This window comes from Poseidonibacter lekithochrous (assembly GCF_018861145.1).
Lineage (GTDB): Bacteria > Campylobacterota > Campylobacteria > Campylobacterales > Arcobacteraceae > Poseidonibacter > Poseidonibacter lekithochrous_A.
In genome coordinates this window covers 96,004-112,555 of sequence record NZ_JAHKQT010000017.1, presented here as the reverse complement: position 1 = coordinate 112,555, position 16,552 = coordinate 96,004, and the positions used below count along the sequence as shown (strand labels likewise).

The 16,552-nt window shown below is 26.7% G+C and carries 16 protein-coding genes; 6 read left to right on the top strand and 10 right to left on the bottom strand.

Annotation, left to right across the window (positions count from 1 at the left end):
- The first annotated feature begins 5 nt into the window (after window positions 1-5).
- Window positions 6-707 (top strand): pirin family protein, encoded by a 702-nt coding sequence (locus KO488_RS06405; protein WP_216057966.1) that lies wholly within the window; start codon window positions 6-8, stop codon window positions 705-707.
- 5 nt (window positions 708-712) lie between these two features.
- Here KO488_RS06405 and KO488_RS06400 read toward each other — a convergent pair whose 3' ends face one another.
- Window positions 713-967, bottom strand: a complete 255-nt coding sequence (locus tag KO488_RS06400) for a Rho-binding antiterminator (protein ID WP_216057965.1) — start codon at window positions 965-967, stop codon at window positions 713-715.
- Window positions 968-1,069: 102 nt separating this feature from the next.
- On the opposite strand from KO488_RS06400, the gene KO488_RS06395 reads away from it, so the two are divergent.
- Complete coding sequence (locus tag KO488_RS06395) at window positions 1,070-2,098, top strand: glyceraldehyde 3-phosphate dehydrogenase NAD-binding domain-containing protein (RefSeq protein ID WP_216057964.1); 1,029 nt, start codon at window positions 1,070-1,072, stop codon at window positions 2,096-2,098.
- Window positions 2,099-2,176: 78 nt separating this feature from the next.
- On the opposite strand, the gene purM is transcribed toward KO488_RS06395, so the two are convergent.
- Window positions 2,177-3,172, bottom strand: a complete 996-nt coding sequence (gene purM / locus KO488_RS06390; RefSeq protein ID WP_216057963.1) for a phosphoribosylformylglycinamidine cyclo-ligase — start codon at window positions 3,170-3,172, stop codon at window positions 2,177-2,179.
- 151 nt (window positions 3,173-3,323) lie between these two features.
- Here purM and coaE point away from each other — a divergent pair, with 151 nt between their 5' ends.
- From coaE to purT, 4 genes are read left to right on the top strand one after another with little or no spacing between them, the layout of a single operon-like run.
- On the top strand, window positions 3,324-3,914 hold the full coding sequence (coaE, locus tag KO488_RS06385; RefSeq protein WP_216057962.1) for a dephospho-CoA kinase: 591 nt from the start codon (window positions 3,324-3,326) through the stop codon (window positions 3,912-3,914).
- Window positions 3,911-4,660, top strand: coding sequence for a diaminopimelate epimerase (dapF, locus tag KO488_RS06380; protein ID WP_216057961.1), 750 nt, complete (start codon window positions 3,911-3,913; stop codon window positions 4,658-4,660). Before coaE ends, dapF begins: the two co-directional genes overlap by 4 nt.
- A gap of 6 nt (window positions 4,661-4,666) precedes the next feature.
- Complete coding sequence (locus KO488_RS06375; protein WP_216057960.1) at window positions 4,667-5,419, top strand: glucosaminidase domain-containing protein; 753 nt, start codon at window positions 4,667-4,669, stop codon at window positions 5,417-5,419.
- 8 nt (window positions 5,420-5,427) lie between these two features.
- The gene (purT, locus tag KO488_RS06370; RefSeq protein WP_216057959.1) at window positions 5,428-6,597 is read left to right on the top strand and encodes a formate-dependent phosphoribosylglycinamide formyltransferase; all 1,170 of its coding nucleotides are present in this window, start codon (window positions 5,428-5,430) and stop codon (window positions 6,595-6,597) included.
- Between the two features lie 24 nt (window positions 6,598-6,621).
- Here the strand turns inward: purT and KO488_RS06365 are convergent, their stop codons facing one another.
- From KO488_RS06365 to KO488_RS06330, 8 genes are read right to left on the bottom strand one after another with little or no spacing between them, the layout of a single operon-like run.
- Window positions 6,622-7,695, bottom strand: coding sequence for a hypothetical protein (locus tag KO488_RS06365; RefSeq protein WP_216057958.1), 1,074 nt, complete (start codon window positions 7,693-7,695; stop codon window positions 6,622-6,624).
- Between the two features lie 9 nt (window positions 7,696-7,704).
- Entirely contained in the window at window positions 7,705-8,718 is a 1,014-nt protein-coding gene (locus KO488_RS06360) for a hypothetical protein (RefSeq protein ID WP_216057957.1), read from the bottom strand.
- 19 nt (window positions 8,719-8,737) lie between these two features.
- The gene (locus KO488_RS06355; protein WP_216057956.1) at window positions 8,738-10,966 is read right to left on the bottom strand and encodes a hypothetical protein; all 2,229 of its coding nucleotides are present in this window, start codon (window positions 10,964-10,966) and stop codon (window positions 8,738-8,740) included.
- Window positions 10,963-11,457, bottom strand: a complete 495-nt coding sequence (locus KO488_RS06350; protein WP_216057955.1) for a hypothetical protein — start codon at window positions 11,455-11,457, stop codon at window positions 10,963-10,965. Before KO488_RS06350 ends, KO488_RS06355 begins: the two co-directional genes overlap by 4 nt.
- Window positions 11,450-12,205 (bottom strand): hypothetical protein, encoded by a 756-nt coding sequence (locus KO488_RS06345; protein WP_216057954.1) that lies wholly within the window; start codon window positions 12,203-12,205, stop codon window positions 11,450-11,452. The genes KO488_RS06350 and KO488_RS06345 overlap by 8 nt, the downstream gene beginning before the upstream one ends.
- Window positions 12,193-13,860, bottom strand: coding sequence for a GspE/PulE family protein (locus tag KO488_RS06340; RefSeq protein WP_216057953.1), 1,668 nt, complete (start codon window positions 13,858-13,860; stop codon window positions 12,193-12,195). Before KO488_RS06340 ends, KO488_RS06345 begins: the two co-directional genes overlap by 13 nt.
- A gap of 9 nt (window positions 13,861-13,869) precedes the next feature.
- A complete protein-coding gene (locus KO488_RS06335; RefSeq protein WP_216057952.1) occupies window positions 13,870-14,886 on the bottom strand; it encodes a hypothetical protein in 1,017 nt (338 codons plus the stop codon).
- A gap of 2 nt (window positions 14,887-14,888) precedes the next feature.
- Window positions 14,889-16,550, bottom strand: coding sequence for a hypothetical protein (locus tag KO488_RS06330; protein ID WP_216057951.1), 1,662 nt, complete (start codon window positions 16,548-16,550; stop codon window positions 14,889-14,891).
- Window positions 16,551-16,552: the final 2 nt, after the last annotated feature.

The window sequence follows — 16,552 nt, the reverse complement described above, 5'->3', positions numbered from 1 at the left end:
TTAAGATGCTAAAAAAATTATCAAAAGAAAATATGGGAAGATCAAATCTAGGCTGGCTAGAATCAAGATTTCATTTTTCATTCGCTGAATATAGAAATCCTAATAATATAAATTTTGGTGTTTTAAGAGTACTAAATGATGATATTCTTCATCCTAACTCTGGCTTTGATACTCATCCTCATTCAAATATGGAGATAATTTCTTATGTAGTAGAAGGAGAAATAACACACAAAGACTCAATGGGAAATAGTGAGACTTTAAAAGAAGGTGAAGTACAGTATCTAAGCGCTGGAGATGGTATTTATCATAGTGAAAAGAATATTCATAATTCAAAGGATTTACGACTTCTTCAAATTTGGATAGTTCCTCCTGAAGTTTCACTTCCAAGACTTTATGGTTCCCATAGATTTAAAGAAGAAAAAGATAACAAACTTTTAAATATTGTTTCTTCACAAGAGGGAAATGCAAAAATTAAAATTTATCAAGATATAAATATTTATGTAAGCCAACTTAATAAAGAAAAGAGCTTAGAATATAAAATAGATGAAAACAGACAAGTATATTTTGTGCAAATTGAAGGTTCATCAAGAGTTAATAATATTGAGTTAAATCATGGAGATGCACTAGAAGTTACAAAAGAGAGTATGCTAAATATTGAAGCTATTAGCAATTCTCACTTTTTGTTTATAGAAATGAAAGAAAGTTAAATTATCTAAAAAACAATCTCACTAAACTTTGCATTTTTAGTGAGAACTTTTAACTTTTCAATATCTTCTAAAAGAATCAACTTATTGATATTTTCACTTGTAATAACAATACACTCTTTCTTTTCATCATTTAATTTTGTATCAATTGCAATTCCTCTAAAAACATCTTCATTAATAGTATGTATTTCAATTTCATATTTATACAAACATGCTATTTCAATATGATCATACAGACTGCAACTTATTTGTGTTTTATTCAATGTTTTAAATCTCCTTTTATCTTTATAATAAGTAACTATATCAAAGATAATATGATAAATGGTACAATTTCAAAAATCTTGTATTAAAATAGGTAATTATATATGAAAACACGAGTATTATTAAACGGCGTTGGACGTATTGGAAAAGTAATTCTAAGATTATTAGATAAAAATGATACATTTGAAATTGTTTCTATAAATGAAATAAATCCTTATATTAAAAACATTGTTTACTCAATAAATCATGATTCAACTTATGGGAATATTGAAGATAAATTTAAAATAGCAGATGATAACTATATACAAAATAGTTCTTCAAAAATAAAAATAGTAAATCACTCTTGTTTAAAAGATATTGATTTAAGTAATATTGATATTATAATCGATGCAAGTGGGAAAAAAGAAGAAAAAGATATTTTACAAAACCTTGATGTTCAAGCAGTCTTTTTAACCCACCCAAATGTAAATGCGGATATAAATCTAATTTTAGGCGTAAATGAAAAACAACTTGAGATAAAAAAACATAAAGTAATCTCAACAAGTTCTTGTAATGCAACAGCACTACTTCCTGCATTAAATCTTTTAAATGAAAAAAAAGGAATCTTTTGTGGAGATATTGTAACTATCCATCCACTATTAAATCATCAAAGAGTTTTAGATGGAAGTTTTGTAGGAAGTGCAACAAGAGATGTTGAGTGTAATTTTGAGTTTGGACGTTCATCAACTCAAAATATTATTCCAAATAAAACGACTACTATTGAAGCATGCTCATATATTTGTCCTAAAATTAATGCAGAGTTAATCTCATCAAGCTCACTTAGAGTTCCAACAGATACAGTAGGTGCAATAAATGTAACTTTATTTTTAAATGAAGAATGTACAAAAGAAGAAATAATTGATATTTTTGAGAATTATGAAAGAAATCAATCTTTTCCTATTATGTTAAATAATAATGAGCCATTAGTTTCAAGTGACTTTAAAAAAGAGCATAAAACTACAATTATAGATCATAGGTATACAGATGTTAAAAACAATAAAATGGTAAAACTTCTACTTTGGTATGATAATGAATGGGGATATGCTTCAAAGGTTGTAGAGATTTTAAAGTATTATAAAAATAAGAAAGATTAAGACATAAAAAAAGCTAAGTTTATATAAACTTAGCTTTTTCTAGTTACTAGGTATTTAAAGTTTATTAAATAAGCTTATTTAGATAAACTCAACACCTTTTTCACCCTCAGCAATTTCACCAATAACATAACCATCAGTATTTGCTAAAACAGCATCAACATTTGCAGGATTTACAACTAAAATCATACCAACACCCATGTTAAATGTTCTATACATTTCTTCTAGTTCTACATGAGCACTCATAAATTCAAAAATAGGTAAAACTCTAACTGAGTCTCTTTTTACAACTGCTTTTAAATTATCAGGTAAAACTCTTGGTAAGTTTTCAGTAATTCCACCACCAGTAATATGTGCTAAAGCATTAATATTTTCTTTATTAGCTTTGAATTCTTTTACATAAATTCTAGTTGGCTCTAATAATACATCTTTTAAAGGCTTCCCTTGGAAATCATCATCTAAAGACATGCCTAATTTTTCTAATAATAGTTTTCGCACCAAGCTAAAACCATTTGAGTGAATACCAGAAGATGGTAAGGCAATTAAAGTATCACCAGCAGCAATTCTTTCAATTCTATTTAACTCTTCTTTTTCCGCAATTCCTACGCAAAAACCAGCTAAATCAAAATCACCCTCTTTATACATACCTGGCATTTCAGCAGTTTCTCCACCAACTAAAGCACATTCACTTCTAATACAACCCTCAGCAATTCCTTTAACAACAGCTGTTGCTTCTTCAACTTCAAGCTTTGCAGTTGCATAATAATCTAAGAAAAATAATGGTTCACCAAAGTTACATAATAAATCATTTGTACACATAGCAACTAAGTCAATTCCAACTGTATCAAACTTTTTAGAATCAATTGCTAACTTAAGTTTTGTACCAACTCCATCAGTTCCTGAAAGAATAACAGGTTGTTTATATCCAGTAGGTAATTCAAAAGCTCCTGCGAAAGAACCAATTCCACCTAATACACCTGGTATCATTGTTGATTTTACAAGAGGTTTAATATTTTCTACAAACTGATTCCCAGCATCGATATCAACGCCTGCGTCTTTGTAACTAACTGTGCTCATTATTCACCTTTTTTATTGTCTTTGATTAATTTAAAATATTTTGGCAATTATATCAAAATGTTTATAAATATTAAGGATTATATACAATGAAATATAAAGATAAAACTTCTATTAAATTTTAAATAAATCATTATTATTGTAAACTTTTTACATGAACAAGGATTTATTTAAAAATGCAATCGCCTTAACAGGTGGAATTTCGACAGGAAAAAGTACAGTTTGTAAGCTTTTGAAACTTCATGGCTTTTCAATTATTGATGCAGACAAAATAGCACATAAGTTATTAGATGAAAATGCTCACAAAATAGCTTCTATGTTTGGAGAACAGTATGTTGAAAATGGAAAAGTTATAAGAAAAGAGTTAGGTAAAATTATCTTTTCAAATGAAGATAATAAACTAAAATTAGAGGCTTTACTTCATCCACTTATAAAAGAAGAGGTTATAAAAGAGTCGAAAATATTAGAAAAACAAAATAAGAAATATTTTGTTGATATCCCTTTGTTTTTTGAAAAAATGCGTTATCCAATACCAAAATCATTAGTAGTTTATACACCAAATGATATTCAAATTCAAAGACTAATGATAAGAGATAATATTGATGAAAATGAAGCCAAATTAAAAATATCTAATCAAATGGATATTGAAGAAAAAAAGAGTTTAGCGGATATCTTAATAGATAATTCAAAAGATTTAGAACATTTAGAAAAAGAAGTGCAAAGAATTATAGGAGAAATTATATGACATATACTAAATATAGTGCAAGTGGAAACGACTTTGTTATTTTCCATACCTTTATTAAAAAAGACTATTCAAAAGAAGCAATAGAACTTTGTAATAGAACAGAAGGAATTGGAGCTGATGGTTTAATAGTATTAGTTCCAAATGAAAAAGCAGATTTTGAATGGTTATTTTACAATAGTGATGGAAGTGATGCTTCAATGTGTGGAAATGGAACAAGAGCTTGTGCACATTATGCATATAAAAATGGTTTAGCTCCAAATTCTATGAAGTTTTTAACAGGTGCAGGACTTATAAAATCTATAGTTGAAGATGATATTGTTGAAACTGAGTTAACAGCTCCAATTGTTATAAAAGAAGAGTTTGAACAAGAAGGATTCACTTGGTACTTAGTAGATACAGGCGTTCCTCACTTAGTAACAATAGTAGATGACTTAGAAAAATATGACCATGATTTAAGTGCTAAAATGAGATATGAACATAATGCAAATGTTAACTTTGCAAAAATAGAAGACGGCAAAGAGGGAAAAGTTTTAAAAGTCCGAACTTATGAAAGAGGTGTTGAGGGTGAGACATTAGCTTGTGGAACAGGAATGGCTGCTTGTTTTTTAAGAGCAAACAATTTAAATCTAGTTTCTAATAAAACTTTTGTTTATCCAAAAAGCCAAGAAGAATTAAGTTTAAGTTTAGTTGATAATACTATTTATTTTAAAGGTGCGGTAAAAAATGTGTTTACCACAAATAAGTAATTAAAAATGACACTAAATAGATTCTTTTTAGTATTTTTTATTTCTTTTTCAATAAATCTTTTCGCAAAAGGTATGCCAAAAGAATATTATCTAATTGAAAATAATGAAAAATCAAGAATTTATTTTTTCGAATACATTTATAATATGACTGAAAATCAAAATAATAAAATTTTAGAAGAAAGAACTTTTATAAAAAAAATACTTTCATCAAATTTATTAAATATAAATACCAAGTCAGAAGAATTTAAAAAACTTCTTGAAATAAAAAAGAAATATAGAATAAAAAAACTTTATAATATCACTTCATATATGAAAAAAATAGATATTATACCTCCTTCAATGAGTTTAGCTCAAGCTGCTATAGAAAGTGGTTGGGGGAAAAGTAGATTTATACAAAAAGCAAATAATATCTTTGGACATTGGACATATAATCCAAAGATTGGGATACTTCCAGAACAAAGAAATGATGAAGACAAGCATTTTATTAGAATTTTTAAAACTTTAGAAGATTCTATTACTGCTTATATGTTAAATTTAAATAGGAATAGAGCATATAAATCTTTTCAAGAAAAGAGATACAAAATGAGAATAGAAAATAAACACTTAAATGGCTTGGAATTATCACAAACTATGATAAATTATTCAGGTATTGGAGAAGAATACTTATCAATTCTAGAAATAGTAATTAGAAAAAATAAACTTGAAAAATACGATAAAAGATTCTATAATAAAAATATGTACAAGCAAAATATAAAATAAGGATAAATATGAATTTTACAGCACCTTTAAAATCAGATTCAATAAAAATAATGCTATTAGGTAGTGGAGAATTAGGAAAAGAAGTTGTAATCGAAGCACAAAGACTTGGGATTGAAACAATTGCAGTTGATAGCTATAATAACGCACCAGCACAATTAGTAGCAAATAAATCTTATACTATTAATATGAAAAATAAAGATGAGATTTTAGATGTAATAAGAAGAGAAAAACCTAACTTTATCTTGCCTGAAGTTGAAGCTATAAATATTCAAGCACTTTTTACAGCAGAAGAAGAAGGTTTCCATGTAATTCCAAATGCAGATGCAGTAAATAAAACAATGAATAGAAAAAACATCAGAGAGTTTGCAGCAGTAGAACTTGGTGTTAAAACTGGTGGATACGAATTTGTAAGTACTTTTGAAGGCTTACAAAAAGCAGCAGAAAAGATGGGATTCCCTTGTGTAATTAAACCGGTTATGAGTTCTTCAGGTCATGGACAAAGTGTTGCAAAAAGTGCAAATGAGTTAGAAGAATCTTGGGAAATAGCAAAAGAAGCTAGAGGTGATGCTAGTGAATTAATTGTAGAAGAATTTATTACTTTTGATTATGAAATTACAATGCTAACTGTACGAAATGAAAAACAAACTGTATTTTGTGAACCAATTGGACATATACAACAAGATGGTGACTTTATCTTTTCATGGCAACCTATGAACATGAGTGAAGATGCAAAAATAAAAGCTCAAGAGATTGCAAAAACTGTTACGGATGGTTTAGGTGGTCGAGGTATCTTTGGCGTTGAAATGTTTGTAAAAGGTGATGAAGTATATTTCTCAGAAGTAAGTCCAAGACCTCATGATACAGGAATGGTTACTATGATTACACAATCAGCTAGCGAGTTTGCACTTCATGTACGTGCTGTTTTAGGACTTCCTTTAGATTATATTGATTATGGAGCAGGTGCTAGTGCTGCATATAAAGCAAGAAATGATAGCTTTAATCCTCAAGTTGATATTTTTGAACAATCGTTTACAAAAGATTCTATTATTAGAGTATTTGGAAAGCCACAAAGCCATGTAGGCAGAAGAATGGCAGTTGCTTTGACATTTGATAAGGATTCTAGCGATAAAGCTTTACAAAAAGCTAAAGAGATTATAGGGAACTTTGACGATAAATAAAACTAAAGGCCAACTTTAGTTTTATTAAATTTTAAAAGAACAAGAGTAAGCCATTCCTTCATCTTCAAGCGTAGTTACTTCTATGCTTGCACCTAACATAGTTGCTAAATTTTTTGCTTCAATAATATATTTATTTTCAGTATCAGATAGAAAAAGAGTATGAATATTTTTTACTTCAAATCCATTATTTTTAACTACTAATTGGATATTTCTTTTATGCTTAAAAATATTTACTTCGATTAATTTATTTATTTTTCCTTTTTTCATCTCTTTTTTTACTAAATCCATACATGATTGTTCAATAAAAGATGAGATAATATTTTCAAGATAGATAATGTTCATTTCAACTTTTTTTCTTAAATCTAAATCTAAATTGTAATCTAAAGAAATTTTATATCTAAAATTTGCGTAAATATAATTATCTGATCTTCTTTTGTGTAACTCAAGTAAATAGTTAAGAACAGAAAAATCTTTTATAGATTCACTATCTTTATCAAAATTATTAATTACATACTCAAACTTTTTTAATTCTTCAAAATGTAAGGCAAAAGTATCAATAAGTTCAAAAATAAATGTACTATTTATTAAATCTTCAACACCTAATTTATTTAAATATTTATCAACAATTGTTGTATCAAACATTGTTACTAAGTATTTTAGATTAAATATTTTATTTTTTATATTTGATAGTTTTTGAACATCTTTTAATAGTTTTTTCTTTTGTGTACTAGGAATAACTTTAGTTTCCAAGTCCATTTCTAATAAATCTAAAAAGTTTTTATCATCATATATTAAATTTACAGTTTCTATTTGACTTGATTTATTACACTCTAATAGTATTACTTCCAAATATCCTTTAACAACATCTAAACATTGATTTAGTTCAGAATTAATTAGAAGGATTTTATTTTGCATTAAATCATGTTGGTCATTTAATATTTGTCTATTTAATTTAGTTTTTCCACCATTTTCACTTATTAAAATTTCATCAAATATAAATATTTTATTGAATATATCTGTAAAAGGTTTTATTTCTTCAGAAATATTTTTTATATGATGATTAATTTTTGCATTACATTCATCTATTATATTACTCAAAATAATACCTTATTGACAATTTTCATCATCAACTAATAAGTTAGTATCCATTAGTTGAACCCAATTTGAATCATTGTCCACAACCATCACGTCACCAGATTTCTTTTTATAAATAGTGTCTAAATGCAACCAATTTGATTTTCTATCTTGAATAGTAAATTGATCATTTATTTTTAAAACTCTTAAAATTGTTCCATCCAAGGCATTTGTATTTCTAACATTTAAATTCAATTTATTAACAGTGTATAAACATGTAGATAAATCATTTTTTGTTACCTTATCTTTTATCTTTGCAAAAGATTCTTTTATATTAGAAACTTTCTTTTCTTTTTTAATTTCAACCTTTACTTCTTTTTTCTTCTCTTTTTCTTTTTCGATTTTTGGTTTTGGTTCTTTCTTTAAATCACTTACTGATGTTCCATAGTTATTTAAATATATTAAATATCCATACTCTTCATCAACTTTTTTATATAGTTTTATTGTTTTTGTTCTAACATCAATTTTTATAATTTTGTGACCTAAAATACTATCACCTTTTACAAATCTTCCTTCAATATTTGAACTTAATTCACTATTCGTATTTGATGAACTTTTTTTATCTATTTTCAAAATTACATAATCTTTTCCATTAAAAGAATACATACTTTTTATTTTAATATCTTTTAGTTCTTTAGTTCTTGTAAAATCACTAGTTAATCTAGCCATTTCATTTTGGTGTTTGAATACATTTTTTTCATAATCTTCTTGAGAGACTTCTGGCTTTTCAACATAAATACCTTGAGTATTTTGATTTGAATTTGAATTTTGAGTTTTAGAAGTATTATTAGTTTTATTTTGAATTGAATCAATTTGTTCTTCTAGATAATCTTTTTCAAGTCCAGTTATACTTTTAAAGAAGTTTTTTGATTGCTGATCTAATACATCTAATTTATCAACATTCTCCATACTTTCTTTATTTACTTCTTGGGCATATAAATTAATTACTGTAAAAACAAATACTATAATTAAACTAATTTTCTTCATTTTTTTCCTTTTAAAACTTTTACTTAAATGTAAATTCATAATTAAATCCACCTATATATGTTGGGTACTTCATAAAGAAATCATTACCAGATGGATTCCAATCTCCTGATGTCATTTTAGTCAAGTAACCACTATATCCGCCTTCTGCAACTAAAAAGTCTTTTTTTAAATCATATAGATTAGTGTTAAATACAGGTAACATAAAAGTATTACCCACAAAATCACTATTGCTACCACCTGATCTATAAAAGGACATTTTTCCCCAACAATACATTTGATTAGAAGTATCTATTCCACACATACCATTATCATCTTGTATTACTTTAATCTTTTTCCATTTAATATTTGCAATAGCATCTTTAAAAAATTCATCATCTTTATTTTCTGATGTAAAATAATCACCTTTTAGTTCATTTTTACTATTAACCCAAACAATACCAGTATTCCATGTTGACTCTGAGATTGGTGCTTTGCTAGAAAAATCTACTGATAATAATTGAGTATCATCTTCTTCAACATATTTATTATGCTCACCTTCATTATAATTTTTAATTGCTTCATTAACAGACAATACAATTGGTTTTTTATTTTTTGGTTGATATATCTTATAAAATTTATCATCATCAGATACTGCTACAAAAGCCTCTAAGCCTCCAGTAATACTTTTAAAAGTTATATCCGTTTCAACTTTTAATGGTTTACATAAATTCATGCTAACACCTTCCCATGTAACCCCACACTTACCACTTGCAATTTCTGATTCTATTCCCCAAATATAAATATCACCATCTTTTGATAATGCCCCCATTTTTCTATAACCAATAGTTAGTAAATATGTTATATCATTAAATTTCACACTAGTACCATTACTACTTATACTCAATTTTTCTGGGTCTTTATTAGTTTTTTTATTTGAATAGTTAAATTGAGTATATCCATTTCCTGAAAAACCAGAGCCAAAATCATAGCCCCATCTATAAATATCTCCATCTTGCGATAAAATAAGCCATATTTGATTATTTGCGAACATTTTTGAAGCTTTATTTGTAATTCCATCAAAAAATCTACTTCGATATAACATCTCTGGATCATCATTTCCTACAAGATTTCCATCTGCATCAAGAACATGAGTAAAATTACTTCCAAAAGAGTAGGTAACTCCTTTTGAACCTCCACAATAAATTGCTCCATCAACCGTAACACCACAAGTACTATGATAAACCGTACTAAAAAAATCAACAAACTTTGGTCTTATAGGTGAAGAAAAGAAATTTTTACTATCAAATTTAGAATCATATGTTTTAACTTTTGCTCTTACTAGGCCTGTAATAACGGGATATTTATAATAATTATCAGCTGAACCTGAATATTGAGTATTAGATTTATTTCCATAACTATCTGTTTTTACTAAGCCTACAATTTGATTTGCATTATTACCCCAAGTATATATATCACCATTTATTATCATACCTCCAGCACGTCTGGAAAACTGGATAATTGTTTTTCCAATATCTCTACTTCCATCTCCTATTTTTACAATACCTGTATCCCCACCAATATTAATATACTCATGAGCTATACCGTTTTCAATATTTAATATTTGTTGACCAAGAGATGAGATTTTTTTATCATCTAATAAATCTTGAAAGTCAGAAGATATATTACCATCATCATCTATCATTTTAGCATCTGGATATACGATTAGGTTTTTATCATAAGAGAAAAGTAGCTTTCCATCATTATCATACCAATGTAATACTCCCTTTGTATCTAGTAAGTACTTATTTTTTGGACTTGATGTTGCATCTGTAGTAATTGAACTTAATTGAGTTAATATGTACTTTTCTTTTTCAGAAAGTATAATTTCAACATTTTTACTATTTTTACTAAGAGGGGCTTTAGTGTATATTCTATTTTCATTTGAATAATATTTATCATATAAAGCTGATTTGATATTTGAAGGTATTTCATTTACAATATAAGATTCAGTAGCATGTAAAGAAAATGATTTACTAAATAAATTATCATTCTTAAATCCTATTGGTAAAAAATCATTTAAAATAGATATTGAAGTTGAAGTTCTTATTTGAGCTTTTTCTAAAATATATTCTTTATATGCCTTGGCAATTTGCTCTTCTTTTTTTATTACTTTTTTTATTTTAGATAAAGAGATAGTATCAAAATACATCTCTTCTGAATACAAAGATACTGATAAGAAAATGAAAATAAGAAATTTAATAAAAATCATTTTTTAATATCCTTTGGCTTTGATATATAATTTACAAAGTAAATTGTATTATTTTTTTCACTCTTTTTCATCTGACCTAAATAAGATAAAATACCCTCTCCCGCATTTAAGCCCTTTTTACTTCTTGCTGTTAACTGTGTAATTATAATATAATTGTCTATACACATTCTTTTTGAATCTAGAAACTTTAAATTATAATCTAAAACAGACATTCTTTTATAAACATCTTTTATTTTACTATCTAATTCATCTTTTTTTATATATCTTGATTCAACCTCTTTCATATCATCTTTTATATTAACAATTTTTCTTTTCAAACTAAGTGTTTCTTGTTTCTTAATCTGAAGTTCATTTGTAAGTTGATCTTTTTCATAAGCTATTTTAAAAAAACTTGCTAACTTAAAAAAGAAAAAACCAATAATATAAGCAATAAATATAACAAAACCTACTTTAATAATTAGATTAAATCTTTTCCTATTAATACTAATCATTTTTCACCTCAAAAGGAGTAATACATTCTGTTAATTCTTTATACTTTTTATTTGTTCTAGTTAATAGAATCTTTTGTCTCTGTATTAATCTTTTTTCAATTTTTATTTCTCTTTTTAATTTTTCTAAAGGTTCTTTATAGATATATTTCTTTGTCACTAAATCTAAACCAAAAAACATAACCCATACAACTAAAGTAGTAAAGAATAACAAAAAAATATTTTTACCAAAATGTGATTTAAAACTATCTAACTCATTTAAAGGCTTAACTAATTCTTCAATATTTCCTAAAGATTGTGCAATTTCTTCATGTTTTTCATTTTTGGTATTTTGTTTCAAAATATTTTCTACAGCACTTTTATACTTTGCACTAATTACATAATAATATCTTTCAATACTCCCACCACTTGAAAGCATCGCAATATGTTTTGTAATTAAAATCGATTTTATAATATCATCTGTAATAAAATTCTGATTTATTTTTGCTGAGTATACAGTTTTATGATTAAACAAAATAAAATATTCACTATCAGTAATATAAACTAATAATTGATTTTTCTTTAAATGTTCTCTTGATAATAAATTTAAAGAATATATCGTATTTGTAACTTCATATTTTGATAGATAAACACTATGCTTTTTAAATGAGTCATAAGTAAACATCTTTTGAGAAATATCAAAATCATCTTTAAGGTAGAAAGCTTCGTTGTCTTCTCTAGTTGCAAAATCTGTAACTACTAGTCGTACCATACTTCCTCCCCTTTAATAATTGCCGTTGCATCAGCTTTTGTAATAAGACCAGCATGATATTGTGCCATACAAGCTTTTTCAACTGTCATATATTCAGCTGGATTTTCAAAGTCTCCACCAAATCCTAATTTAAATCTAATTACCTCGGCAATAGGTACCCTATCTTTAAATCCACTTCCATTACACTCATCACAGCCAACTTTGGCATATCCGCCTTCACCATCTTCAACTTTACAATAATCACAAAGTTTACGTACTAATCGTTGGGATACAATTCCTCTTAAGTTATCTACTACATCCCCTTCATTAATACCTAATGAACTCGTCATTCTTGATACTGTTGCAGGTGCTGAGTTGGTATGCATAGTTGAGAATACTAATTGTCCTAAGTTTGATGCATTTACAAGTTGAGATGCAGTTTCAGGCTCTCTTGTTTCCCCAATTAAAATAATATTTGAATCCTGTCTTAAAATATCAACAACTGCTTCTGGGTAACCATATTTGAACTCTTCACTTGCACTTGCAAACTCTGATAAATCAATTTGGAAGAAAGACTCATCAACATACTCAACAGGATCTTCAATAGTAATTACATATTGTTGTTGTTTTGCAAGTTGTTGTAAAAGTGCATACATTAAGTGTGTTTTACCCGAACCAACTTGCCCAGTAATTAAAATCATACCATTTGAATATTTTGTCAAATTATCAAGAATATCAACAGTTTCAGAAGGATAATTAAGTCCTCTTAGATTATGAGAAACTACACCTTTCCCACCAATCATTCTCATTACAAGGGAAAAGTTTAATTTAGAGTTAATAAGTCCAAGTCTAAATTTAATATTTTTCTTTCCATAATCATAATTAATAACACCATTAATTGACTCAAAATCAGAATCTTCTTGATCAGCCATAGTTACAAGTCTTCTTTTAATTGTTTTTGCAATTGCAATTGGCATTGTTCCCATATCAACTTTTATACCATCAATTCTAAACCATAAAGAAGCATATCTATTTGTTTTTTGAATATGGATATCTGAAGCACCTAATAAAATAGCTTGTCCCATCATTTTGTCAAAATATTTATCAATTTCTTCTTCATTATCAGTATCCGTTGTAGACCCAAAAATAATCTCTCTATCTTCTCCAAATACTGAAGATAATACACCCTCTCCTAAAACAACTATTTTTGTAAAATAAAATTTACTTAAAACATCAAAGTCTAAGTTTACAACATCTCTTATCCCTAACACTTTATTTTTAGTTTTTTTATCTTCAAGTGTAATAATATACATACTTGTACAAAATTCAAGTTTTCTTTCATCTAATTGAAAAGAGGTATCTTGATAAAGTTTAGATAATTCACTATATGAAGCATAGTATTCGTATCCTAAACTTCTTACAAATTCTGCATATTTTGATTCGTTTGCAATTAAATCTCCATATCCTCCTGCAATATTAAATTTATCTTTTATTAAATCTTCAATAAGCGTTGATAACACTACATCTTTTTCATCTTCTTTTTTTATATACTGAACAAGTTCAGTCTTTTTTTCTTTAAGATATTCTTTTATATTAATTTTTTCACTTTTATTAATATTTCTGTTCAAGATAGAAAGTTTATTTGATTTATATTTTTTTATTAATTTTTTTATCATTTTTTCTTCTTATTGATACAGTGTTTTAAAAGTAAAAGTACTTATAACTAAATTTATAATATCTGAACCTATTACAACAGTAATAAGCATTGCTATTAACCAAAAAAGAAGTCTCCACTGAATAACCATATAAGCAATATTTTTTTCATACATTGTGTCACAGGTTTGATATAAAGCTTTAGTAACATCAGCAAAACTTGTTTTACTTAACTCAGATAATTTTATATCAGCTGTCACTAAAGGGGGGAAATTATACTTCTCAAAAACTAAAAATAGTTTTTTATTCTTACTTATAATATCTGCAAGTTCAGCAAAAAATGGACGCAGCCCTACTTTAAAATAATCTTTTGAAAGAATTAATGAAGTTTTATGAAATGAAATACCAGCACTTAACATACCATTTAAAATCCTAAACATAAACCTACCATCAGAGTAACATTGTGTTTTAAAAACTTTATAAAGCCATGCAGGTTTATATTTTTCAGTATATACATATCCAAAAAAGATAAATAAGGTCACAAAAATAGAGATTCCAAGTCCTAGATATGCAAAGTCATAATTAAAGTATGCAGGAATTCCTAAAAAAGACTCTACATCAGAATTTAATTTTTTTAAACCTTCTAAGTCTTTTTCAAGCATTCCTAAATATAAAATTAGACCATAAAAAGAAAAAATTATAATTGCTAAGGGCACAAATATTGGATTAATCATTTTAGGTAAAAGATTTGAATTTGCTTTTTCAAAAGATTGAACTAATTTTAAACCATCTACTGTATTAGTACTATTTACTACTAAGCTATATTGAAAATCATTTAAAAACTTATTTCTATGTAAAATTGCTTCTAGTTTATGCTTTCCAATTTCCATGTCTTTAATTGCAGATTCAAGTCTTCTTTTAAATCTTGTTTCTTTTGTAATTTGTTCTTTATATAAAAGCAAAGCCTTTCTAGTATTAGATCCATTCTCTAATTTTGTTACTAAATAGTCTAGTAAAAACTGTTCATATGGATCAGAAAACATACTCATGATTAGAAGCCTTTAATACTTTGTACAGAAACAACATATACTATTTCTCTTCTTACATAAGATTTTGAATCACTTCCACCAATTGCAAAACCTTCTAAAGGAAGAATACCCGCATACTCTTTTGCATCATCATGAACAATAATTGAACCAACAATTGAAGTTTCACCAACTTTTATTTCTCTTGAAATATTATAACTTTGGTCTTTGTATTCAGGTAATTGAATAGTAGAATCACCAATTGTAGCTTCTGAAATATTAATTAACTTTTTAATATTTGGTGTAATGTTTAAAAATAGTTTATCTCTTGATATTTTTGCCATTGCTGTAATTGATGTACCATCTTTGATAGTATTTACAGTAGCTTCTGAAGTTGTTACATTATCATTTACTGTAGTTTCAATTTTTTCAATATAGTCTGTATTTTGACTAATTGACTGAACAGATGGGATATTGTTTTTTAATACCATAACATTTTTACTATAGTTTAAAATTTTTCCTATTTTATTATCTACTTTTCCTGTAATTTGGAATAATCTTGCTGAACCTTGTTGTAAAAATGAAAGAGCACCATCTGTTCCTAAAGTTTTAGTAATTCCTCTTGAAGACTCACTAGATTCATTAGGAGCTAATGACGCAGATCCGATTCCATATTCTCTACTTTTATTTAAAACTAGTTCAATTCTCTCAAATACAATAGTAGCTTCTCTTGCAAAACTATCTTCATATGCTTTTGCAATAGTTCGAACAGTTGCTTCTATACTTTTCGTAGCTTTCATAAAGATAAGACCACTTGATTTATCAATATGGTAAGTTGAAATAGTATCATTTCCAATAATATTTTTCATCATTTTATCTAACTCATCATAAAGAACAATTTCTGAACTATTTTCAACTTTACTCTCACCATTTGTTTCACTTGATGATGTTTCATTTGATGTTGTAATATTTAACAAAGGAATATTTAATTCAACAACAACATCTTTATATCTTTTAATATGAATCATTTCTTTGTCATAATCAACATCTACATAAACATTTTTTGCATGTGCAAGAGAATTAATTGCATTTATTAAATTTTTCGATTTTACAGAAACAATACTATTTTGAAAATCATCTTTATCTTTAATATAATTTCCAATTGAAACTTCATAACCAGATTGGGCAGTTATAAGTTTGATTAACTCTTCTACTGATATTTGTCCATCTAAATTAAAAGGTATATCTTTTATTGATTGTTTTTTAGTTTCACTTGTACTTAAAAGTTTTACTAAATATATAGAACCACTTTTTTTAATAAAAAGCTCTTTATCAAGTACTGCGTTTAAATACTGATTTAATTCAGCCATATTATGAATTTTCATTCTACTTTTAGGGACTAAGATATCACTACTCTTTAAATAATAAAAATTGCCATCAATAAGTTCCAACTCTTTTAAAACATCACCTAATGATTTATCACTTAATATATCTATAAACTCTTTATTTCTACTTCTTTGATCTACCAATTCTTCAGAATATGAGTTTCTAACTCCCTCATAACTTTCTTCATTTACTGTTTTTTTAACATCTGTCGTCATTTGATCGTGATAACTCTTCATTGAACAAGCAGTCATCATAAAAATAATTAATGTACTTAATGAAATATTTCTTAAAACATAATGCATTC